We start from the raw sequence: 21542 nt of genomic DNA, 5'->3' as shown, positions 1-21542 counted from the left end.
TCGCGCGCTCGACCACGGCGCACCTCGCGCGTCCAGCCACATCGAGCCCGTCAGCGGGCCGAGCCGCCGAGGGGCTTGCGCCGCGCAAGGAGCTGCTCGGCCTCGGCGGCCCCTGTGCTGTCGAACGCCGGGTTCAGCTCGAGCGCAGCCCGCACGAGCTGCTCGCCTCGCTCCATGTCGCCCAGGGCGATCCGGATCGCCCCCGCGTGGTAGAGCAGGCGCGCGTCCCTGGTGCCGAGCGCCAGCGCTCTGTCGCTCGCCGCGCGCGCTTCGGGCAGCTTGCCGGCGCGGTACAGCGCCCAGGCGAGGGTGTCCTCGGTGTAGACGTCCCCGCGGAGGGCGCGCTCCGCGGCGGCGAGCCGCAGGGCCTCGTCGCGCTCGAGACCCTTTGTCGCGTAGTACAGCGCGAGCATCCGGCGGTCCGACCTGCGCCCCGCGTCGATCGCGCTGGCGTAGGCCTGCGCCGCGCCGGCGTGGTCGCCGGCTGCCGTCCTGGCGTCGCCGAGCAGCCACGCGATCTCCGCCTCCGGGCTCCGCCGATGGGCCCGCTCGAGCAGCTCGACGGCGCGCCCAAAGGCGCCGCGGGCCAGCGCGACGCGCGCTCTGCCGGCGAGCGCCGGTGGATACGCGTCCTGCGCGGCGAGCGCCCGCTCGAAGCCCCGGTCCGCGGCCTCGTGGTCGCCCTCGTGCCAGAACATCGCGGCCGCCTTCGCCAGGGTCCACGCGAGCGCCTCGGGCTCGCGTGGATCGCCGGCGTCGATCGCGAGGCGCATGATCCGCTTCGCGCTCGCCACGTCGCCCTGGAGCCAGCGAAGGTGCGCGGCCCGCGCGTAGGACGGCAGGCCGGGCCGCTTGTCGACCATCCGCTGCGCCGCCGCGGCCGCCGCTTCGAAATGGCCGAGCTCGAGCGCCGCGTCGCTGAGCGTCCCGAGCGCGAGCGCGTCGCCCTCGTCGCGCGAGAGCACCCGCTCGGCGGCGTCGCGCGCCCCGGCGAACCGGCGATCGTGGAGCAGCACGAGGCCGAGCAGGTTGAGCGACGCGCGATCGCCGTCCGCCAGCGCGAGCGCGACCTCCGCGCACGCGTGAGCGCGGAGGTAGAGCGAAGGATCGTCCGACGCGCGCGCCTTCCTGATCCACGCGTAGCCCAGCGCGCTCCAGAGATCCGCGCCCCCCGGCGCCTTCGTGAGCCGCCGCGACAGCGCCTCGATCTCGCGATCGACGGCGCCCGCGCCCGCCGGGGCCGCGAGGGCGAGCCCGCGCGCCGCGTCGAGGCTCGAGGGCGCCGGCGCCGCGGCGGGGCGCTCGAGCGACGCCGGCGCGGCCGGGACGGCCTCGGCGCGCGATCGCTCGGTGCAACCGGGGCTTCCGCTCAGGGCAGCGCAGGCGAAGAGGAGACCCGTTCGTCGCAGCATCGGAGCGCTGACCTCCTGGCGCGCTGGAGCTCCGCCCGGGGCGAGCCGCGCCTCTCGCCGGGGCGTCGCGACCTCGATCCGGTCGCGAAAGAGCTTGCCTTGCCGGTCTGCGCCGGCAAGCTCGCCGCTCCAGCGCATCGCTCGATCGACCAGCAGCGCGCGGCGCGGAGGAGATCGCATTGCCTGTCTCGACGGATGGCGACCGCCTGCGACGGCGCTGCGCCGCGGCGCTGCTCCTGCAGCTCGTCGCCGCCTGCGCGCGCGCGCAGCGCAGCGCGCCGGACGCGGGTGCGACAGCCGCGCCCTCGCCGGACGCCGGCTCCTCGACGACGTCGCCGGCCGACACCCTGGCCGGCGACGAGATCGCCCCCGTCTACCCGAAGGCCGAGGGCGCGCCGGAGCCGCTCGCGGCGCGGCTGTGCGAGGCGCTGCACGCGCTCCCCGCGCGGCGCAAGGCGGCGTGCTGCGGTGGCGGCGCGGGCTTCCACGCGGGCGCGGAGTGCTCGCGCGCGCTGAGCTTCGCGGCGCGCGCGAAGGCGGTGGCGCTTTCGGCCGACGCGGTCGGCCGCTGCGTCGAGGCGATGGAGCGATCGCTCGAGGGGTGCGACTGGGTCTCTCCGCTCGCCGCCCCGATCCCACCTGCTTGCGAGGGGATCGTGCGGGGGGCGCTCGGCGAGGGGGCGCGGTGCCGGTCGTCGCTCGAGTGCGCGGACGGGCTGCGCTGCGACGGCGCCGGGCCCACCGACGCGGGCATCTGCCGCGCCCCGCGCGCCGCGGGCCCCTGCGGCCTCTCCGTCGACGCGCTGGCCGCGGTCACCCGCCAGACGCGCTACGCCGAGTCGCACCCCGAGTGCCGCGGCCACTGCGCCGGGCGCGCGTGCGCGGACGACGTCCCGCCCGGCGGCCGCTGCGAGGCGCACGCCGACTGCGGGCGGGGCCGCCGCTGCGTCGACGCGCGCTGCAGCGCGGCGCCGCTCCCTCCCGCCGGCGCCGCCTGCCTCGGCGGGCTCTGCGCGCCCGGCGCGCGCTGCGTGGACGGGCGCTGCGCCGCGCCCAGGGCCGAGGGCGCGGCCTGCGCGCGCGACAGCGAGTGCCGCGCCGCGTGCGTTCGACCGGACGGGCGCGCGGGCGGCGCAGGCGGCGTGTGCGGGATGCGATGCGCAGCGCCGTGACAGGCGAGCGGCGTGTCGCGCCGCGCTGCGCCGCGCGGCTCAGGGCCGGAAATGCCCCTGGGTCGCGCCTTCCCAGGCCGTCGCGAGGTACGGGAAGGCCGGCAGGAACCGCGCGTCGTTCGCCGCGACCCCGTCGCCCGCCGTCGCCCCGGGAGCGCCGGTCAGGAGGAGCGTGAACAGGGCGTCGGTGACGTCGGTCTGCTCATGGTCCGCGCCGGGGACCAGCGCGCGGCCGTTCGGGAAGCCCGACGGCATGCCCAGATCGATCCGGAGCACGTCGCCGACGGTCTCCAGGGTGTGTCCCCCGAGGCTCGATGGCTTCAGGTTGAACCTGTCGATGAGATCGGTCCGGTTCTGCTTCAGCGCCTCCGGATCGAAGGCCGCGAGCGGCTGGCCGGCCCGGTAGAGGCCCGCGAACTCGGCGTCGCGCACCAGGATCGGGTTCAGGAAGTACGCTCCGAAGTGGACGAGGTCGTCGCGCGGGTGCGCGCGGTTGTACTTGTCCTTGTCCTGCAGGCCGATGATCCACGTGTTGACGAGCGGCAGGCCGACCCGCGACACCTGCACCCAGGGACCCAGGCCGTCCTCCTTGCCGTTCGCGCGCAGGATCCGCACCTTGCGTCGGCTCGCGGAGGCCCAGATGCCGAGCGTCTGCCGGTCGCTCGGTCCCCGCGTCGGCTCCGATCCGCCGTTGGCCATCGCCAGCGGGATCTCGAGCGCGAGCGTGTGCACGTTGAAGCCGGCGAGGTTGTCGCGCGCGGTGCACGACGGGTTCGGCGCCGAGAGGAGCGGGCACAGCCCCGCGAGGTCGAACGCCCGGCCGAGATCCGCGTAGAAGCCGTCGTCGCGCGGCCCGGCCCAGGCGCGCCCCTCGCCGCCGGCCATCCGCTTGAGGAACTTCGAGGACGTCGCGAAGGCAGGGTAGCCGCCGCCGGTGATCTGATAGGCGAGCTCGTTCGTCCGCCTCCCGATGTTCGGCGGCGCGACCGGGGCGTCGGCGAGGAGGACCGTCGACGCCCCGCCCTCGATCTTCGTGATGGTGTACGTCTGCTCCGCGCCGGCGAGCTGCGCGAAGAACTCGTTGCCGCCGCTCGGCGCCGGCGTGAGCCCCGCCGGATCCTCCGCGCGGTACGGCGTGGTCGAGAACCGGAACTGGTAGGTCAGCGCGTCCTCGAGGCTCGACGGCCCGCGGGCGATGTGCACCTCGTAGAGCACGTCGTCCGAGAAGCCGTGGAAGTTCGGCCCGCCGGCGGGCTCCTCGAGCGGGATGTAGCTCGCGAGGATCACGAGGTTTCCGCCCTCCACCCACGCGTACAGATCGGTGTTGTCGGCGGCCGGATCCCCCGCGATCGCCGGCGCCTCGCGGTGGCTCGACGCTGCAGCAACGCCGGGTGCGCTGAGCGCGACGCACGCCGCGAAGACGGCGGCGGCGCGCGACGGCCTTTGGATCATGCGTGCGGGTCCTCCCATCGCTCCTCTGCGGCTCATTGCCTGAGCAGGAACACCGAGCCCTGCTCCTGGGCCCTGTGATCGACGAACGCGAAGACGTCGGCGCCCTTCGCCCGGTGCAGCCCGCCGGGCTCGTCGTGGCTCGGGGCGCCGGTGGCCGTCGCCGAGCGCGCCCCGGACGCCACCTCGATCCGCACGACCTCGTCGGCGCCTCGGGCCACGTTGCGCGTGAGCACGAGCAGCGCCGCGTCGTCGCGCGTCAGCGCGAGGCCGCACGGATAGCCGACGTGGAGCCCGGTCGCGAACGCGCTCACGAAGCCGTCCTCGATCCTGAAGACGGTCGCCGTCCTGTCGGGGCTCGCGAGGGTGTCGCAGACGAAGATGTCGCCCCCGCTGGCGACGGCGACGCCGCTGGGATCGACGAGCGGGCTCCCCTTCGCGATCGCGGAGGCCTCGCCGCCGCCGGACGGCAGGGCGAACACGCCGGGCTCGCCCCCCTCGCGATCGCGCCCCGAGAAGACGATCCGCTCCTCGCTGTCCGCGCCCCGGACGACCTCCAGGCCGCGCGCATGCATCCCCTCGCCGCCGCGGACCGGCGCGACGGCGCCGCCGGGCAAGTCGATCGCGAACAGGGCGCCCGCGTCGTCGAGCGCCGCGCTGCCCGCGCCCGGATCGGCCACGAAGAGCCGGCCGCCGCCCGCGCTCGCCGCGATCCCGAGCGGCGCGACGAAGGGCGGTCCAGCCGCGATCTCGGTGGCGCCTCCGCCGCCGTGCGCGCTGGTCCTGAAGACGCCGGCCCTGCCGCCAGCGTCGATGCCCGTGAAGTACACGTACGCCGCGCCGGCGTCCGGCGTCGCGTCGAACGCCGTCGCCGGGGCAAGGGTCGAGATCGCATAGGGCGCATCGCCTCCTGCGCCGCCCCCGCCGCCCGTACCGCTCGTCGTGGCCGCGCCCCCCGTCCCCGCGGCGGAGCCCGCGATGGTCCGTCCAGGCGCGTCCTCCGCGCGGCTGCAACCCGGGTGGCCCGCGGCGGCCGCAAGCGACGCCAGAGCGCACAGCACACCGGCGCTTCGCCGGAGGTCCCCCCTGGCTTCCGTCATGCCTGCTCCTCCCCGGCAGCGTCGCTCGTGCGCCCGGCTCGCGCGAGCCGCGCGGCGATCGCGCGGCGCCGAACGCGGCCGTTCTGCCACGGCCCTCCCGGATCGAGTAGGCCGCGGCCGCGCCACGCGCGACAAAGCCCCGCGCACCCTGCCTCTCGTGTCCGGGGTCGCCCGCCGGCGCTCAGGCCGGTGAGCAGCGCCACGCGGGACGGCCGTACGGCGTTCCCCCGTCGACCCGCTGACAGCCCCGTTTTATAACGACAGCCATGTTCGATGTCGCTCGGTCATTGTACGCACGGGCGTTGGAGGACATCCGTGCGGCGGGCCTCTACAAGGAAGAGCGGATCCTCGCGACGCCGCAGGGGCCGGCGATCCGGACCGAGGGGGGCGTCGAGGTCCTCAATTTCTGCGCGAACAACTACCTTGGTCTGTCGTCGCACCCGGCGGTCATCGGCGCGGCGAAGCAGGCGATCGACTCGCACGGCTTCGGCCTCTCCAGCGTCCGTTTCATCTGCGGCACGCAGGACCTGCACCGGCGGCTGGAGTCCAGGATTGCCCGCTTCTTCGGCACCGAGGACGCGATCCTTTATTCGTCCTGCTTCGACGCGAACGGCGGCCTGTTCGAGACGCTCCTCGGCGACGAGGACGCCGTCATCTCGGACGCGCTGAACCACGCCTCGATCATCGACGGCATCCGCCTCTGCAAGGCCGAGCGGCACCGTTACCCGAACGGGGACATGGCCGCTCTCGAGGACATCCTCCGCAAGACCGCCGGCAAGCGGCTCCGGCTCATCGCCACCGACGGCGTGTTCTCGATGGATGGATATCTGGCGAAGCTCGATACCATCTGCGATCTCGCCGACAAGTACCGCGCGATGGTGATGGTCGACGACTCGCATGCGACCGGGTTCATCGGCCCGACGGGGCGCGGGACCGCGGAGCTCTGCGGGGTCATGCACCGCATCGACGTGATCACCTCCACCCTGGGCAAGGCGCTCGGCGGCGCGAGCGGCGGCTTCACGACCGGCCGGCAGGAGATCGTCGACCTGCTGCGGCAGCGCTCGCGGCCCTACCTGTTCTCCAACACGCTCGCCCCCGCGATCGCCGGCGCCTCGATCGCCGTGTTCGACCTCATCGACGCCGAGCCCTCGCTGCGCCAGCAAGCGATGGAGAACGCGCGCCGGTTCCGGCAGGGGATGGCGCAGGCCGGGTTCACCATCAGGCCGGGCATCCACCCGATCGTGCCCATCCTGCTGGGCGAGGCGCGCCTCGCGAACGAGATGGCCAAGGCGCTCCTCGCCGAGGGCATCTATGTCATCGGCTTCTCGTACCCCGTCGTGCCGAAGGGCGAGGCCCGCATCCGGGTGCAGCTCTCCGCCGCGCACGAGCCCGCGCACGTCGACCGTGCGATCGAGGCCTTCCGGAAGGTCGGCCGGCAGCTCGGCGTCGTCGGCTGACCGGCTCAGTACCGGAGGATCACCTTCGGGTGGCTCGAGATCGCCTCCTGGAAGGCCGCCGCGTCGTAGTCCTGGAAGTCGAACACCGTCCCCTGGCCCCGGTTCAGGATGACCTCCCAGATGAGGTCGTGGATGTTCGGATCGCGCGACTCGAGCAGGTGGCGCGTGATGTGCCACGTCTCGAAGATGCGGCGGCCGATCACGCTGTGGAGGCTGATGCCGTCCACGATGAGGCGGTCGAAGTTCTCGATCACCGCGTCGCCGCTCTTCAGGCCGAAGAGGATGACGTCGCCCCCGCGCCTCGCCGCGTGGATCGCGTTGTTCACGCTGCTGTTCACGCCGCTCATCTCGAGCACGACGTCGACGCCGACCCCGTCCGTCAGCTTGCGCACCTGCTCCGTCAGTTCCGGATCGCTCGCGTGGGGCCGGTCGGGGCTCGCCCGGTGCGGGCGCAGGACCACGTCGGCGCCCAGGCGGCCGGCCATCTCGGCGTTCCGCTCCGCCGGCTCCACGCCGATGATGTAGATGGCCCCCATCGCGCGCGCGATCGCGACCGCGAAGAGGCCGATGGTGCCGCAGCCGAAGATCGCCACGCGCTTGCCGCGGAGGTTCACCTTGGTGCACGCGTGCACGGCGTTGCCGAACGGCTCCTGCACCGCGGCGACCTCGGGCCGCATCCTGGCGATGTCGGTGCGCCACAGGTTCTTCGCCGGCAGCTTGACGAGCTCGGCGAAGCAGCCATCCTCGCTGATCCCGATGATCTTGTCGTCGGCGCACACGTGGGTGTCGCCGACGCGGCACTGGTAGCAGGCGCCGCAGGCGATGTGGCTCTCGGTCGAGACGATGTCGCCGACCTCCAGCCCGAACGTCCGGCGCGCGTCGGTCCCGAGGTCGACGACGCGGCCGAGCAGCTCGTGGCCGATCGTGCGCGTCGCCTTCCGGTCGCGATCGAGCGACTTGAAGATCATGTCCTTGAAGGCGCTGCGGAACCAGATGCCCCGATCCGAGCCGCAGAAGCCCGTCATGATGGGCTTCACGAGGACGCTCGCGCGGTCGTGGTAGTCCTTGGCCTCGTCGATCGCCGGGCGCTCGACCTCGTCCTTCGACAGCCCGACGGTGGACTCCCACGGCTGCCTCTCGCGGTTGTACGTCAGCGCCCACATCGCGTCGCTCATGCACCTGGCTCCTGTCTCAGGGCTCCGAGGCGCGCAGCTGGCGCTCGGGCGCCTCAGGGGTATGTAGCGTGGCGCGTGGACAAGCGAGCGCCCATCAGAAAATTGCGCTCGGGCTGCTCACTTCTTCAGCAGCTCTACCTATTTCTTCAGCTCGATCCTGCGCCGACCCGTGCCGCCGTCCGCCGCGCCCGTGTCGGGGGTCGTGGCGTCGCCGGCCGCACCTGCGTCGCCGGTCGTCCCGGCCTCGGGGGTCGTGCCGGTGCCGGTCGCGCCTGCGTCGCTGCCGGTCGTGCCCGCGTCGCTGCCGGTGGCCCCGCCGGTGGGGGCGCCCGCATCGGCCGTCCTGGGCGCAGGGGTCGCCGTCGCCTGGTGGACGTCGGCGTCCGTCGCGGTCGTCGCGCGGCTGTCGTTCGTCTTGAGCTCGATCCATCCGAGCGTGGGCTGGCCCCCGCTCTGGAAGGCCACGAGCATCCAGTCCTGGTAGCTCGCCTTGAGGTCGACGAGCGCGCCGCTGTCGAGCCGCGCGAGCTCCTTCGACTGGGCGTCCGCCGACGGGTGCACGGCGAACTGCTCCAGCAGGCGCCGGCGCCCGGGCTGGGGCTCCATGGTCGGGTAGGTGGCCACGTACCCGATGGGGTCCGCCGCGACGGACGCCGCGGGGGGCGCCGGGGGCGCCGAGGGCTCCGCCGAGGTCGCTGCGCTCGTCGTCGAGGCCTCCTCCCTGTTGCACCCTGCTCCGGCGAGCAAGCTGCCCGCGAGCACAAGGCTCCACATCTCGACCGCACGTGCCATCGTCTCCTCCGTCGCCTCGGGCCGGGGGGAATCGCTACGTTGGCCTGAGGCCGGGGCACCGTACACGAGCCTCGCGGGGAGCGCAGCTCCCCCCCCGCGCTCGTCTCGGTGGCCTCAGCGCTTGGATGGCACGCGCGCGGGCGCCGGCGGCGGCGTCGTCTCGGAGACGGGAGGCCGCTCGCGCAGGCACTTGTCGAGGCCTTCTTGCAGGGTCGCCTCGTGGGCGCCGGGGAGCTTCGGGCGACCCATCACGTTCACGAAGAGGCGATCCTGCGCGATGCCGCCGCCCGGACCGAAGCTCATCCACACGAACATCGCGCGCCCCTTGATGTTCTCGAACGGCACGCCCGCGCCGAGCCCGCCGCGCCAGCTGCGCGAGTCGTGGCTGTTGTTGCGGTTGTCGCCCATCACCCACGCCTCGTCGGCGGCCACCTTGAAGGGGCCCTGGAGCATGCCGCAGACGCCGCCCCGGCACGTGGAGCCCGGCGTGCAGTCGTCGCTCGCCACGCACATCGTCTCGTCGGGGTTCATGTCGTAGAGCGTGAAGTACGACTTCTCCCCGAGGAACTCGACGAACAGCTCCGCCTGCCGGCCCTCGTAGCGGAACGGGCCGACGTGGCAGTGGGGGACGAGCCAGCCGTTGAGGATGGGACGGCCGTTGATCGCCTCCAGCGTGTCGCCCGAGACGGCGATCGTCCGCTTGATGAAATCCTGCTCCTTGTTCTCGGGGAACTTGAACACCATCACGTCGCCGCGCGTCGGCGGCAGGCGAGGGAAGAGGCGCTGGTCGGTCCAGGGGATGAGCGGGCCGTAGGTGAACTTGTTGACGAAGATGTGGTCGCCGACCATGAGGGTCGGGATCATCGAGCCGCTCGGGATCTTGAACGCCTCGACGACGAAGGCGCGCAGGAGGAGCGCCACGGCGACGGCGATGCCGATCGACTCGGCGTACTCGCGCATCTCGCCCTTGCGCCAGCGGCCGAGGTGCTCGCCGACCGCGCGATCGGCGCGGCTGTGGGCGGCGTCGAACTCGTCGGCGTCGAACGTCTCGGAGCTCATCGTGCGCTCGAGGGCGGCGATCGCCTGCATCACCTGCTCGCGCTCGCCGCTCGTCAGCTCGCGCTCGACGTCGCGCTTGCGGGTGCGCAGGATCCGGTGGGCCTCCTCGAGGAGCGCCGCGGCGTCCTCGAAGCGGGCGCGCGCCTTCGGCGGGATGTCCCGGCGGCCGCCGACGCCGATCGCCGACGCGAACGGCAGCTCGTGGCGGAACCGCCAGAAGATCATCGCGAAGATCGTGAAGAGCACGATGCCGGCCGGGATCTGCTGCTCGCCGACGAAGACGCGGAGCGGCTGGGTGCTCCCGCTCTCGGACGACGGGGTGAGCAGCCAGACGTTCGCGACCGCGAGCGCGAACGGCACGAGGCAGATCCACACGAGGTGGAAAAGGAAGCGCAGCACCCGGCCGTCCCTGCCTCCGGGCGGAGGAGCGCTGCCGGTCCCGCGCGGGTCCGCGCCTCCGGTCGCCTTGGCCGCGCTGACGCGGGGCTCCGAGCTAGCGTTTCCCCTCATCGAGGGTCTGAGCTCCGAGCTAGCGGGCCGATTGGCCGCGACCGACGGTACGCTCTGGTGTTGTTCATCGGGGCGCGACGGCATTCATCGGGGCGCGGCGGCAAGAGGGAGCTTATGTATACGCCGCCCCTCGCCGCGGCAAGTGCGCAGGCGCGACAGGCGACGAGCGGTCCGTCGTTGTCACCCTCGCCGTCGCCCTCGTCAGGGCGCGTCCCCGATCTCGACGGCGTAGCTCACCAGGGCGGCCCGGTCGTCGCGGGCGTATGTCGTCGGCTGCGTCCGCCCCGCGGCGTTCGTGTTGTCGATGACCAGGTAGTACTGCCCCTCGGGCAGCGGCACCGTCCGCCGCCAGGGGGCGCCGGAGTACACCGGCTCGTCGAGCAGGGGCGCCGCAGAGAGCGGTGGAGGCGCGGGCTGCGTCAGGTACGCCTGGAGCCACTGCTCCCCGGTGCCCCGGGACACGAGGATCACGTCCACGCCCGGCGCGCCGTCGACGGCGACCGTGAGCGTCATGGCCTCGCCGCTGTCCGTGATCTCGAGCGGGCCGATGTAGTCGCGCTGGTCCTGGTGCACCTCGGTGCGCTCGTTCGCCAGGAGCAGCCTGCCGTGCTCGCGCCGCGCGTAGGGAGCGTGGGGCCGCTGCCCCTTCTCGATGATGCCGAGGCCGAACTGCACCGCGCCGTCGTCGTCGCGGATGACCGTGAATCCCCGGGCGATCTCGGTCTTCACGAGCTGGGCGCCGAGCGCGTTGGCGTACGCGCTGCCCTGGGCCAGCGACACGCCGCCGAGCGAGATCGCGGCGGGCTGCTCGACGAGCCTGGTCGTGAAGCTCGCCGCCGTGGTCGATCGCTGACGGAAGTACACGTACATCGTGTCGCCATCCATCAGGAAGTCGTGATCGTACTCGACGGCGGCGCTCGCATCGAAGCTCATGCGCTTCGTCAGGTTCGTCCAGACCACGCCGCTGCCCCCGAACTGGAGGAAGAGGTGGCCGTTCGCCAGCTCCTGGGCGACGCACGAGCCCGGGTAGAACCGGCCGGTCACCGGATCCTCGTCGCGGAGGCGCAGCGGCACGCTCCGCTTCCGCATCTCGCTGCAGAGCTGGCTCGTCGCGAAGGACAGGATCGCCCTGCGGAGCGACAGGTTCCCCGGATCGTTCACGATGCCCGGCATGACGCCGAGCGCGCCCTGGCCGCACGCGCCGCACACCGTCCCGAGCAGGGAGAGGCAGAGCGCGAGGCCGAGCGCGCGCAGCGCGGCGGTGCGGAAGAGCATGGGCGCAGCATAGTCGAAACACCGGCGGATCGAGCTGCGCGCGTGCACAGCGCGCGGGCGGGGCACGTCGCTTTCGGCCCGGCGCGCGGGTGATGGTAGGGTCGCCTCCATGGCGAACGTCGCAGTGATCGGGGCCGGCGCCTGGGGGACGGCGCTGGCGAAGTTGCTGGCGGACAAGGGCAACCCCACCGCGCTCTGGGCGCACCAGGGGGAGCTCGCCGAGCGCATCGGCCGTGAGCGCGAGAACCCCCGGTACCTGCCGGGCGTGGAGCTGCCCGCGAGCCTGCGCGCGACGAGCGATCTCGAGGGCGCGCTCCGCGGCGCGGAGCTCGTCGTCGTTGTCGTGCCGTCGCACGCGCTGCGCGAGGTGGTCCGCGAGGCCGAGCCCCACATCCCGCGGGACGCGCTCGTCTGCAGCGCGACGAAGGGTATCGAGAACGACTCGCTGATGCTGATGAGCGAGGTGCTCGTCGACGAGCTCGGGCGCGAGGCCGAGCCGCGGCTCTCGTATCTGTCGGGCCCGAGCTTCGCGCGGGAGGTCGCGGCCGGCCAGCCGACCACCGTGGTGGTCGCGGGCAGGAGGCCGCCGGAGACGCACGCGGTGCAGCGCATGCTCGCGACAGATCGGTTCCGGGTCTACTCGTCCGATGACGTCGTGGGCGTCGAGGTGGGCGGCGCCCTCAAGAACGTCGTCGCCATCGCGGCCGGCATCTGCGACGGCCTCGGCCTTGGCCACAACGCGCGCGCCGGGCTCATCACGCGCGGCCTCGCGGAGATCGGCCGCATGGCGGCGGCGAAGGGGGCGAACCCGCTCACCCTGGCGGGGCTCTCCGGGATGGGCGACCTGGTGCTCACGTGCACGGGCGAGCTGTCGCGCAACCGCACCGTCGGGCTCGAGATGGGCAGGGGACGGAAGCTCGAGCAGATCCTCGAGGGGCTCGGCCACGTCGCCGAGGGGGTGAAGACGGCGAAGAGCGCGTACGACCTCGCGAACAAGCTGGGCGTGAGCGCGCCGATCACGGTCGAGGTGTACAGGATGCTCTACGAGGGAAAGCCGCCGCCGCAGGCCGTTGTCGACCTCATGACGCGCGCCCTCACGAAAGAGTGAGGCGCGGGGCAGGCTCGCGGGAAGGCGCTTTCTCGCGCGGCCCGCGCGCCTCGCCTTGCGCGAGCGTGTAAAGTGGCGGCGCGATGCACACGCGACCTCTCGTGAGTCTCCTCTCCGCGCTCCTCGTGTCGAGCGTCAGCTGGACGGCCGCTGCCCAGTACGGAGCGCCGCCCTACGGTGGCCAGCAGGGCGGCTCGTACGGGGGCCAGTACGGCGGAGGCCAGTACGGCGCTCCGTACGGCGGCTACGCCTATGCGCCGCCGCAGAAGAAGAGCCTGCCCAAGTCGACGCCGCTCGAGGTCGGCTATCTCTACGCCACGTCCGTGGCTTACGGCATGGGGACCGGCATCTGGTTCGACGCGCTCGTCGGCATCGACGATCCCGGCGTGCAGTTCATCGCGCCCGCGCTCCTCGGCGTCGCGGCGCCGGTCGGGGTCTATTTCCTCGACTCGCCGCCGATGCCGCGTGGCATGCCCTCCGCGATCGCCACGGGCATGGTGATCGGCGCGGGCGAGGGGCTCGGCATCGCCTCCTACCAGCACGTCAGCGCGCGCAAGGGCAAGGAGTGGGGGTTCCTCGGGCTCGCCACCTCCGAGGTGATCGGCTCCACCGTCGGCGGCGCGGCGGGCTGGGGTTTCTACCATCTGCTCCGGCCCAAGCCGCAGACCAACATGCTCATCGCCTCGGGCGCGGTGTGGGGCTCCCTCATCGGCAGCGAGTTCGGGGCCGCCGCCAGCAACGGCGGATGGAGCGAGTCGAACGACAGCATCTCGCTCGGCGGCCTGATCGGGTTCAACGTCGCGACCGCGGGCGCCGTCGGCCTGTCCATCGCCTGGACGCCGTCGTGGAACCAGCTCGCGTGGATGTGGGGCGGCCTCGGCATCGGCACGGTCGTGTCGTTGCCCATCTACTTCGCGTACATCGGCAGCGATCACGACCCTCGCCGCGGCCTCATCGCCCAGGGCGCGGCGGGCACCCTCGGCATCGTGGCGGGCGCCTTGTTCCTCGGGAGGCCGGACCCGAGCGGCGACGTCGCCCTGGACGCGCAGGAGGAGCGCGGCGATCCCCCGGTCGCGCGCGTGCTCGGCGGCGGCATGGTGCCTTACCGAGGCGGCATGGGCGCGGTCGTCATCGGAGAGCTCTGGTAAGCCGCGGTGTGCGGGCCAACACGGCTGCATGAGGCCGCGGCACGCCTGCTATGCTGCTCTCGATGCCGACCCTGAAGTATTTCGCCTCCGAGGGCGCGCCACGCCTGTACAGCGTCCACAAGCCGGTCACGACGCTCGGCAAGGCGCTCGGAAACGACGTCGCGGTCGCGGGGGCGGGGGTGCTGGATCATCACGCGCAGATCGTGTTCGACGGGCGTGATTTCGTGGTCGAGGAGTGCGAGCGCGACGGCGAGATCGCGATCAACGGCAAGAAGAAGCGGCGCGCCCGGCTGGTGCACGGCGACCGGCTCCAGCTCGGCGCGGTGGAGGTCGGGTTCTCGATGTTCGCCGAGGCGCCCACCGTCCAGGAGCGGCTCCCGGCGTGCGACGGCGAGGCGGAGCGGCCCGCGGCGCCGCAGGGCTCGTCGGAGCTCGCGGGCGTCCGCAAGCTGTTCGCGTTCAGCGAGAAGCTCATCAACCGGCGCAGCGTCGACGAGCTCCTCGAGGCGATGCTCGACGACGTCATCGAGCTGAGCCACGCCGACAAGGGCTTCCTGTTGCTCCTCGAGGGCGCGGAGGCGGCGGCCGACTCGGCGGTCCGCGGCGGCGCTCCGGCCGCGACGTCCGCGGGCGGCGACCGCAAGCTCGCGGTGCGCGCGTCGCGCAACATCCGCAAGGAGGCCATCACCGACGCGGCCGGGGGGATCTCGGACAGCATCGTGCGGCAGGTCATCTCCTCGGGCCGCCCCGTGATCGTCTCCGACGCGCTCGCCGACACCCAGTTTGGCCGGAGCGACAGCGTCATCGCGATGAAGCTCTCCAGCGTGATGTGCGCGCCGCTCCTGTCGCAGGGCCAGATCATCGGCGCGCTCTACGTCGGCAACGACAAGATCAAGCACCTCTTCGATCGCGCCCAGCTCGATCTGCTCAGCATCTTCGCGTCCCAGGCCTCGCTCATCCTCCAGAACGCGATGCTCCTGAACGCCCTCAGGGCCGACAAGGCCAAGCTCGTCGCCGAGCTGCACGACAAGAAGTTCGGCGAGATCATCGGCGCCTGCCCGTCGATGCTCGAGGTGTTCCGCAAGCTGCAGAAGGTCGCGGCGACCGACATCAGCGTGCTCATCACGGGGGAGACGGGGACCGGGAAGGAGCTCATCGCGAAGGAGCTGCACCGGCGCAGCCCGCGCGAGGGCGGCCCCTTCGTCACCATCAACTGCGGCGCGATCCCCGAGAACCTCATCGAGAGCGAGCTCTTCGGCCACGTGAGGGGCGCCTTCACCGGCGCCATCGCCAGCCGCCCGGGCAAGTTCCAGGTCGCCGACAAGGGCACGCTGTTCCTCGACGAGATCGGCGAGCTCCCGCTGAACCTCCAGGTGAAGCTCCTCCGCGCCCTCCAGGAGCGGGTCGTCTTCCGCGTCGGCGACTCGAAGCCCGAGAAGGTCGACATCCGCATCGTCGCCGCCACAAACCGGAACCTCGAGGAGGAGATCCGCACCGGCAACTTCCGGGAGGATCTCTACTACCGGCTCAACGTCGTGAACCTGTGGCTCCCGCCGCTCCGTGAGCGCGGCGACGACGTGCTGATCATCGCCAAGGTCCTGCTCTCGAAGTACGCGGACGAGCTCGGCAGCGCCGTGCGCGGCTTCAGCCCCGCCGCGCTCGCCGCGATCAAGAAGTACTCCTGGCCGGGCAACATCCGGCAGCTCGAGAACCGCATCAAGAAGGCGCTGGTCCTCTGCGATCAGGCGCTCCTCGCCGTGGAGGACCTCGATCTCGGCCCCGGCGCCGAGGCGTCCGTCATGCCGCTGGAGAAGGCCAAGGAGGAGTTCCAGCGGCGGTACGTGCTGGAGGCGCTCGAGCGGAACAACGGCAACCGCACGCAGACGGCGCGCGACCTCGGCGTCGACCCGCGCACCATCTTCCGCTACCTCGAGAAGGAGCAGAACCCGATGCCGAGCGGGGCCGGCGGCGTGGCCCGCGATCCGACCGAAGCGTGATGGAATACAACCCCGAGGGGCCCTTCGCAGATCCCTGTCCGATCAAGACCCGCGCCGACCTGGAGTGGGACCGCATCCTCGAGGCGCTCGCCGAGCGCTGCGCGTCGCGCGCCGGCAAGCGGCTCGCCCGGGCGCTGCCGTTCGCGTCGACGCGCGCCGAGGCGCTCACCACGCTCGCGGAGGTGCGCGAGGCGGTCGAGCTCGCCCGGGCCGGGGAGCCGGTCCCGGCGCGCGACGTCGCGGAGCTCGAGGACGCGCTCGATCGCGCGCGCATCGGCGCGTCGCTCGCGAACGAGGAGCTCCGCGCCGTGCTCGGCCTGCTCGACGCCGCGCGCACCGCGCGGCAGTACCTGCAGAGCCGGCGTCAGATCGCGCCCGCGCTCTATGCGGCGTGCGCGACCAACCCCGAGCTCGACGCCGTCGCGCGCGATCTCGCGGCGGCCTTCGATCCGGACGGCACGCTCTCGGATCGCGCCTCGCCCCGCCTGGAGGCGCTGCGCGCGGAGCGGCGCGCGGTGCGCGATCGGCTCGTTCGCCGCCTCGAGGACCTCATCCAGAAGCACGAGGACATCCTCCAGGACCGCTACTGGACCGAGCGCGACGGGCGCTACGTGCTCCCGGTGCGGTCCGACGCGCACGAGCGCTTCCCTGGCATCGTCCACGCGACCAGCGCGAGCGGCGCCACCGTGTTCGTCGAGCCCCGGGTGCTCGTCGAGACGGGCAACCGGATGAAGATGGTCGACGCCGAGGTCGCGCGCGAGGAGCAGGCGATCTACGCGGCGCTCACCGCTCGCGTGACCGAGGACATCGAGAGCGTCGCGGCCGCCGCCCGCGCGCTGGCCCACGCCGACGTGAGGTCCGCCGCCGCGCGGCTCGCGCGCGACCTCGACCTCACCTTCCCGGAGGTCCCCGAGGGCGCGTTCGCCGTGGATCGCGGCGCCTCCGAGGCCGCGGCGCGGCCGAGCTCGATCGCCCTCAACGGTGGCCGCCATCCGCTCCTCGCGCTCGACGGCGTGAAGGTGGTCCCGAGCGATCTCTCGATGAGCACGGGTCGCGCGATGATCGTCTCCGGGCCGAACGCCGGCGGCAAGACCGTGGCCCTGAAGACGCTCGGGCTCGCGGCGCTGATGGTCCGCGCGGGCCTGCCGGTCGCGGCGAGGGACGGCTCCCGCGTCGCGCTCTTCGACGTCGTGCTGACCGACGTCGGCGACGACCAGAACCTCCACAAGAACCTGTCGACCTTCAGCGCCCACGTGAAGAACCTCGGGCGGATCCTCGGCGAGACGCGCCCCGGCGCCCTCGTCCTGCTCGACGAGCTCGCCGGCGGCACCGATCCGCGCGAGGGCGAGGCGCTCGCCGCGGCCGTGCTCGACTCGCTCTGCGCGCGCGGCGGCACCGTCGCCTGCACCACGCACTACGAGGGCCTCAAGGCGCTCGCGCTGGGCGATCAGCGCTTCGAGAACGCCTCGGTCGGCTTCGATCTCGCCACCATGAGCCCGACCTTCCGGCTCGTCGTCGGCGTGCCCGGCGCCTCGAGCGCGCTCGCCGTCGCGCGGCAGTTCGGGATCCCGGGCACCGTGCTCGAGCGGGCCGAGCGCTTCCTCACGAAGGAGGCGGTCACCTTCGAGCAGATGGTCGAGAAGCTCGCCGCCGAGCGCCGCGCGCTCGAGCTCGCGCGCGAGGACGCCGAGCGGGAAGCGGGCGCCTCCCGCGCGAAGCGGCGGGAGCTGGAGGGGGAGATCGAGCGGCTCAGGGAGAAGGAGCGCGGCGTGATCACGCGCGAGGGCGAGGCGCTGCTCGCCAGCCTGCGGCGCGCGCGCGAGGACCTCAAGGCGGCGCAGTCGCGGCTGCGCGGCAAGCCCACCGAGGACGACGTGCGGGCGGCCGCGCGCGCCATGGATGCGGTCGGACAGAAGACGTCGATCGGCGGCGAGCTCGAGCTCCGCCCGAGGGACGAGCCGCCGGCGCGGCCGGCGATCGATCCGGCGGCCGTCCGCGTCGGCACCCGCGTCTACGTGCCTCGCCTGCGGGCCGAGGCCGAGGTGGTCGAGGTCCTCTCGGGCGGCCAGCTGCGGGTCGCCGCCGGCGCGCTCAAGCTCACGACCTCGATCGCCGAGCTGCGCGGCGCTGCTGCGGCGCCGCCGGCGGCCGCGGCGCCGCAGCAGCGCCGCGTCGACCTGGACGCGGCGGCGGACCCCGACGTCCCGATCCAGACGGCCGACAACACCGTGGATCTCCGCGGCCTGCGCGCGCACGAGGCGGTCGCGATGGCCGAGCAGTTCCTCGACCGCTCGCTCGGCGCGGGCCGCCGGGTCACGTTCTTCGTCCACGGGCACGGCACGGGCGCCCTGCGCGACGCCGTCCGCGAGGCGCTGCGCGGGAGCCCCTACGTGGCGCGCCTCCGCCCGGGCGGCCCCGGCGAGGGCGGCGACGGCGTGACGGTCGCGTGGCTGAAGTGGTGAGCCGCGCGCGCCGCGGCGCTCAGCGGTCCCGGTCGACGCGGCCGAGGTTCTCGGCGACCCGGTCGAGCACGCCGTTCACGAAGGCGCCGCTCTCCTCGCTGCCGTAGCGCTTGGCGAGCTCGACCGCCTCGTCGAGGATGACCGCGCGCGGCACCTCCGGGTGGTTCATGAGCTCCCACGCGCCGAGCCGGAGCACGTTCCGATCGACCCGCGCCATCCGCTCGAGGCGCCAGTTCGTGCTCGCCTTGCGGATCGCCTCGTCCACGGCCGCGAGGTCCTTGGCGACGCCGATCGCCACCTCGTCCGCGTAGGCGCGCCCCTCCGGGTCCCCGGGCGTCTCGCGCCAGAAGGTCGCGACGACGCGGGGCGCCGGGTTTCCGCCGGCCTCCAACGCAAACAACATCTGCAAGGCCGCCTCGCGGCCGGTAGAACGCGCACCCATCTCTCAGAACCTTCGTCTAGAGGCCAGCTGCGTCCAGCGCGGCGCCGAGCGCGAGCATCTCGATCGCGCTGACGGCGGCCTCCCACCCCTTATTGCCATGCTTTGTGCCCGCCCGCTCGATCGCTTGTTCGATCGAGTCGGTCGTGAGGACCCCGAACGTGACCGGCACCCCGGTCTGGAGCGAGACGGTCGCGATCCCCTTCGTGACCTCGGCCGCCACGTAGTCGAAATGCGGGGTCGAGCCCCGGATCACGGCGCCCAGGGTGACGATCGCGTCGACGCTCTTCTTGTGCGCGAGCCTCCCCACGATGGTGGGCATCTCCCACGCGCCCGGGACGCGCACGATGGAGGTCCGCTCGAGGGAGCCGCCGTGCCGCGCGATGGCGTCGAGCGCGCCCTCGACCAGGCGGTCGACGATGAAGTGGTTGAAGCGGCTCGCCACGACGGCGAAGCGCGCCCCCGGCGGGACCACCAGGTTCCCTTCGATCACCCTCGCCTGTGCCTGCCCGACCGCTTGCTCTGCCATCCGCCGTTCCTCTCTCCTGCCGCGCGGGGTGCGCGGTCGCTGCGCTCGCGATCCTGATCCGAGCGCCCCTTCTACCTGCGCGACCCGAGCGCGTCAGCGCGCGTCAGGCGTCGCCCTTCATCGAGACGAGCGGCACCCGCTCGGTCACGGTGAGCCCGAAGCCGGTGATCCCGACGATCTTCGGCTGGCTGTTCGTGAGGAGCCGGATCTGGTGCACCCCGAGGTCCGCCAGGACCTGCGCGCCGAGGCCGAACTCCCGCAGCGTCGACGGCTGCTGCGTCCTCACCACGGGGGCGCTCTCGTCGGGACCCGGGCCCTTCAGCGGCTCCAGCTCGCGGCTCAGGTCCCCTCGCGACGGGATGTAGACGACCACCCCGACGCCGGCGCCCTCGATCGCGAGGAGCGCCTCGCGCAGGTTCGAGCCGCCGTCGAAGGGCGTCGAGCTGAAGAGATCCGCGATGGTCGAGCCGGAGTGCACGCGGCAGAGGATGGGCTCCGTCGTCGCGACCACGCCCTTGGTCAGCGCGAGGAACTGCCGCTGCTCGTTGATGACCTCGTAGACGTACGCGGTCCACTCCGTGCCCGTGAGGTCGAGCCGGAGCGTCCGGTCGCTCACGCGGCGGACCAGCCGTTCGGTCTGGAGCCGGTACTGGATGAGGTCCGCCACCGTCAGGATCAGCAGGCCGTGCCTCGCGGCGAAGACCTCGAGGTCCCGCATGCGGGCCATGCTGCCGTCGTCGTTCATGATCTCGCAGATCACGCCCGCCGGCCGCAGCTCGGCGAGCCGCGCGAGGTCCACGGACCCCTCGGTCTGCCCCGTCCGCACGAGCACACCCCCGCGGCGCGCCTTCAGCGGGAAGACGTGCCCCGGCGTGACGAGATCCTCCGGCTTGGCGTCGCGCGCGATCGCGGCCCGGATCGTGTGCGCCCGATCGGCGGCGCTGATCCCCGTCGTCACCCCGGAGCGCGCCTCGATGCTCACGGTGAAGGCGGTGCCGAGCGGCGGCCCGCTCCGCCCCGGCGCCGACATCATCGGCAGCTCGAGGCGCGCGACCTGCTCCTCGTCGAGGGCGAGGCAGATGAGGCCGCGCCCGTGCATCGCCATGAAGTTGATGGCCTCGGGGGTCACCGCCTCCGCCGCCATGCAGAGGTCCCCCTCGTTCTCGCGATCCTCGTCGTCGACCAGGATGACCATCTTGCCCGCGCGGATGTGATCCAGCGCGGTGTTCACGCGGTCGAGGACCGCCTTGTCGATGGTCAGCCGGTGAGGCATCGGGCCGCCGGACGTCATGTCCTGGCCGAGCTTGCCGCTCGAGGCGGACAGCGCCTCACCAGAATCCCCCCGCGCGCAGCTTTGCGAGGAGTCGTTCGTCGTGATCCGCATGCTCTCCCGTATTTCCACGCTCTTCGCCGCGCTCGGCAGAGGCCTTGCTATCGCGCGCATCCTTGCTCGAGAGGCTCTGCAGGCCGGCGAGCGACGCGACCTGGAGCGTCCGCGCCACGTAGCGCGCGAGCACGTCAACTTCAAGGTTGACGGCTGCGCCGGGGCGGAGCTCACCGAGGAGAGTCCGGCCGATGGTGTGCGGCACCAGCATCACGTCGAACCAGGTCTCCGCGGAGCCTGGCGTGGACACGTCGTTGAGCGTGAGGCTCGCGCCGTCGATGGCGATCGAGCCCTTGGGAGCGAGGAAACGAGCGAGCTCGTCCGGGGCGCTCACCCTCAGGCGGACCGCGTCGCCGGCCCGCGACTGCTCGACGACGCGGCCGAGCCCATCGACGTGGCCGAGCACCACGTGCCCGCCCATGCGCGCGCCGAGCGGCGTCGCCCGCTCGAGGTGGACCCGCGCGCCGATCTGCAGCGCGCCGAGCGTCGTGCGGCCGAGGGTCTCGGAGGACATATCGCACTCGAACCCGCCGGGCGCGATGCGATCGACGGTGAGGCAGGCGCCGTTCACGCTCACGGACTCGCCGAGCGTCAGCGGCCCGAGGCTCGTCTCGACGAGCGCGCGGGCCACGGCGCCGCCGCTCCGGCGGCGGAGGATCCCGATCGTCTCGACAAGCCCGGTGAACATCGTCGACGCCCCTCTGCCTATTCCTTCGAGGTGCGGTGTCCCTGGCTGGTCAGGAGCTTGTCGATGAGCCCCTGCGAGTAGCTCGACAGCTCGGTGAAGACGACGCCCATCCCCTGCGGATCGTCGTGCACGCGCACGACCTCGCCGACGCCCTCGATCGTCTCGATGTCGTCCATGATCACGGTGAACCGGAGGTTCACCTGCGTCCCGACGGCGAGCGGCGTCTTCGATCGGACGAACACGCCGGTGCGCGAGATGTTCGTCACGTACTCGTTGATGAACGCGTCATAGGACTCGAACTCCTTGTTGATGGTGACGCGCTCTTCCCTGCGTCCCGTCTTCGCGTCGATGCTCTCCGGAGAACCCTGATCGTCCACCATGGCGCC

General features: G+C 72.7%; 18 protein-coding genes. 6 read left to right on the top strand and 12 right to left on the bottom strand.

The annotated features are described in order from the left end of the window. Positions 1-50 precede the first annotated feature (50 nt). Positions 51-1592, bottom strand: a complete 1542-nt coding sequence (locus tag WMF28_RS36135) for a tetratricopeptide repeat protein (RefSeq protein ID WP_437598083.1) — start codon at positions 1590-1592, stop codon at positions 51-53. Between WMF28_RS36135 and WMF28_RS36130 the strand changes: the two genes are divergently transcribed. Continuing rightward, entirely contained in the window at positions 1592-2584 is a 993-nt protein-coding gene (locus tag WMF28_RS36130) for a hypothetical protein (protein WP_437598082.1), read from the top strand. The two genes, WMF28_RS36135 and WMF28_RS36130, sit on opposite strands and share 1 nt — an antisense overlap. Positions 2585-2623: 39 nt before the next feature. On the opposite strand, the gene WMF28_RS36125 is transcribed toward WMF28_RS36130, so the two are convergent. Both WMF28_RS36125 and WMF28_RS36120 read right to left on the bottom strand, forming a co-directional pair. Then, positions 2624-4036 carry a DUF4331 domain-containing protein gene (locus tag WMF28_RS36125; RefSeq protein WP_437598081.1) on the bottom strand — a complete coding sequence of 471 codons (1413 nt, stop codon included), beginning with the start codon at positions 4034-4036 and terminating at the stop codon, positions 2624-2626. A 32-nt stretch (positions 4037-4068) separates the two neighbouring features. Then, positions 4069-5133, bottom strand: a complete 1065-nt coding sequence (locus tag WMF28_RS36120; protein WP_437598080.1) for a hypothetical protein — start codon at positions 5131-5133, stop codon at positions 4069-4071. Positions 5134-5399: 266 nt separating this feature from the next. Here WMF28_RS36120 and kbl point away from each other — a divergent pair, with 266 nt between their 5' ends. Then, positions 5400-6590 (top strand): glycine C-acetyltransferase, encoded by a 1191-nt coding sequence (gene kbl / locus WMF28_RS36115; RefSeq protein ID WP_437598079.1) that lies wholly within the window; start codon positions 5400-5402, stop codon positions 6588-6590. Between the two features lie 5 nt (positions 6591-6595). Here kbl and WMF28_RS36110 read toward each other — a convergent pair whose 3' ends face one another. The 4 genes from WMF28_RS36110 to WMF28_RS36095 form a co-directional block, all read right to left on the bottom strand. After that, positions 6596-7765, bottom strand: a complete 1170-nt coding sequence (locus WMF28_RS36110) for a zinc-binding dehydrogenase (RefSeq protein ID WP_437598078.1) — start codon at positions 7763-7765, stop codon at positions 6596-6598. 138 nt (positions 7766-7903) lie between these two features. Beyond that, entirely contained in the window at positions 7904-8557 is a 654-nt protein-coding gene (locus WMF28_RS36105; RefSeq protein ID WP_437598077.1) for a hypothetical protein, read from the bottom strand. 114 nt (positions 8558-8671) lie between these two features. Beyond that, positions 8672-10015 (bottom strand): signal peptidase I, encoded by a 1344-nt coding sequence (lepB, locus tag WMF28_RS36100; RefSeq protein ID WP_437598076.1) that lies wholly within the window; start codon positions 10013-10015, stop codon positions 8672-8674. Positions 10016-10327: 312 nt separating this feature from the next. Continuing rightward, the gene (locus WMF28_RS36095; protein WP_437598075.1) at positions 10328-11401 is read right to left on the bottom strand and encodes a hypothetical protein; all 1074 of its coding nucleotides are present in this window, start codon (positions 11399-11401) and stop codon (positions 10328-10330) included. 109 nt (positions 11402-11510) lie between these two features. On the opposite strand from WMF28_RS36095, the gene WMF28_RS36090 reads away from it, so the two are divergent. The 4 genes from WMF28_RS36090 to WMF28_RS36075 all read left to right on the top strand — a co-directional run bounded on the left by WMF28_RS36090 (position 11511) and on the right by WMF28_RS36075 (position 18116). Next, a complete protein-coding gene (locus tag WMF28_RS36090) occupies positions 11511-12509 on the top strand; it encodes an NAD(P)H-dependent glycerol-3-phosphate dehydrogenase (protein ID WP_437598074.1) in 999 nt (332 codons plus the stop codon). Between the two features lie 83 nt (positions 12510-12592). Beyond that, complete coding sequence (locus WMF28_RS36085) at positions 12593-13657, top strand: hypothetical protein (protein WP_437598073.1); 1065 nt, start codon at positions 12593-12595, stop codon at positions 13655-13657. Positions 13658-13719: 62 nt separating this feature from the next. Next, complete coding sequence (locus WMF28_RS36080; RefSeq protein ID WP_437598072.1) at positions 13720-15654, top strand: sigma 54-interacting transcriptional regulator; 1935 nt, start codon at positions 13720-13722, stop codon at positions 15652-15654. Beyond that, on the top strand, positions 15654-18116 hold the full coding sequence (locus tag WMF28_RS36075) for an endonuclease MutS2 (RefSeq protein ID WP_437598071.1): 2463 nt from the start codon (positions 15654-15656) through the stop codon (positions 18114-18116). Before WMF28_RS36080 ends, WMF28_RS36075 begins: the two co-directional genes overlap by 1 nt. 19 nt (positions 18117-18135) lie before the next feature. Here WMF28_RS36075 and nusB read toward each other — a convergent pair whose 3' ends face one another. The 5 genes from nusB to WMF28_RS36050 form a co-directional block, all read right to left on the bottom strand. Continuing rightward, positions 18136-18558, bottom strand: coding sequence for a transcription antitermination factor NusB (gene nusB / locus WMF28_RS36070; protein WP_437575709.1), 423 nt, complete (start codon positions 18556-18558; stop codon positions 18136-18138). 16 nt (positions 18559-18574) lie between these two features. Continuing rightward, on the bottom strand, positions 18575-19084 hold the full coding sequence (gene ribH, locus WMF28_RS36065) for a 6,7-dimethyl-8-ribityllumazine synthase (protein WP_437598070.1): 510 nt from the start codon (positions 19082-19084) through the stop codon (positions 18575-18577). 103 nt (positions 19085-19187) lie between these two features. After that, on the bottom strand, positions 19188-20357 hold the full coding sequence (gene ribB, locus WMF28_RS36060) for a 3,4-dihydroxy-2-butanone-4-phosphate synthase (protein ID WP_437604342.1): 1170 nt from the start codon (positions 20355-20357) through the stop codon (positions 19188-19190). 55 nt (positions 20358-20412) lie between these two features. After that, entirely contained in the window at positions 20413-21156 is a 744-nt protein-coding gene (locus WMF28_RS36055; protein WP_437598069.1) for a riboflavin synthase, read from the bottom strand. A gap of 17 nt (positions 21157-21173) precedes the next feature. After that, positions 21174-21536 carry a PilZ domain-containing protein gene (locus WMF28_RS36050; protein ID WP_437598068.1) on the bottom strand — a complete coding sequence of 121 codons (363 nt, stop codon included), beginning with the start codon at positions 21534-21536 and terminating at the stop codon, positions 21174-21176. Between the last annotated feature and the right edge of the window lie 6 nt (positions 21537-21542).

The sequence above is a fragment of the Sorangium sp. So ce590 genome (assembly GCF_051521365.1).
GTDB lineage: Bacteria > Myxococcota_A > Polyangia > Polyangiales > Polyangiaceae > Sorangium.
This window is presented reverse-complemented; position numbering and strand designations above follow the sequence as displayed.

Bases quoted from the DNA above. Each gene is read 5' to 3' on its own strand.
- WMF28_RS36135 (WP_437598083.1), bottom strand. From the start codon at position 1,592: ATGCGATCTCCTCCGCGCCGCGCGCTGCTGGTCGATCGAGCGATGCGC.
- WMF28_RS36125 (WP_437598081.1), bottom strand. From the start codon at position 4,036: ATGATCCAAAGGCCGTCGCGCGCCGCCGCCGTCTTCGCGGCGTGCGTC.
- WMF28_RS36120 (WP_437598080.1), bottom strand. From the start codon at position 5,133: ATGACGGAAGCCAGGGGGGACCTCCGGCGAAGCGCCGGTGTGCTGTGC.
- kbl (WP_437598079.1), top strand. From the start codon at position 5,400: ATGTTCGATGTCGCTCGGTCATTGTACGCACGGGCGTTGGAGGACATC.
- WMF28_RS36110 (WP_437598078.1), bottom strand. From the start codon at position 7,765: ATGAGCGACGCGATGTGGGCGCTGACGTACAACCGCGAGAGGCAGCCG.
- WMF28_RS36105 (WP_437598077.1), bottom strand. From the start codon at position 8,557: ATGGCACGTGCGGTCGAGATGTGGAGCCTTGTGCTCGCGGGCAGCTTG.
- WMF28_RS36095 (WP_437598075.1), bottom strand. From the start codon at position 11,401: ATGCTCTTCCGCACCGCCGCGCTGCGCGCGCTCGGCCTCGCGCTCTGC.
- WMF28_RS36090 (WP_437598074.1), top strand. From the start codon at position 11,511: ATGGCGAACGTCGCAGTGATCGGGGCCGGCGCCTGGGGGACGGCGCTG.
- WMF28_RS36085 (WP_437598073.1), top strand. From the start codon at position 12,593: ATGCACACGCGACCTCTCGTGAGTCTCCTCTCCGCGCTCCTCGTGTCG.
- WMF28_RS36080 (WP_437598072.1), top strand. From the start codon at position 13,720: ATGCCGACCCTGAAGTATTTCGCCTCCGAGGGCGCGCCACGCCTGTAC.
- WMF28_RS36075 (WP_437598071.1), top strand. From the start codon at position 15,654: ATGGAATACAACCCCGAGGGGCCCTTCGCAGATCCCTGTCCGATCAAG.
- nusB (WP_437575709.1), bottom strand. From the start codon at position 18,558: ATGGGTGCGCGTTCTACCGGCCGCGAGGCGGCCTTGCAGATGTTGTTT.
- ribH (WP_437598070.1), bottom strand. From the start codon at position 19,084: ATGGCAGAGCAAGCGGTCGGGCAGGCACAGGCGAGGGTGATCGAAGGG.
- ribB (WP_437604342.1), bottom strand. From the start codon at position 20,357: ATGCCTCACCGGCTGACCATCGACAAGGCGGTCCTCGACCGCGTGAAC.
- WMF28_RS36055 (WP_437598069.1), bottom strand. From the start codon at position 21,156: ATGTTCACCGGGCTTGTCGAGACGATCGGGATCCTCCGCCGCCGGAGC.
- WMF28_RS36050 (WP_437598068.1), bottom strand. From the start codon at position 21,536: ATGGTGGACGATCAGGGTTCTCCGGAGAGCATCGACGCGAAGACGGGA.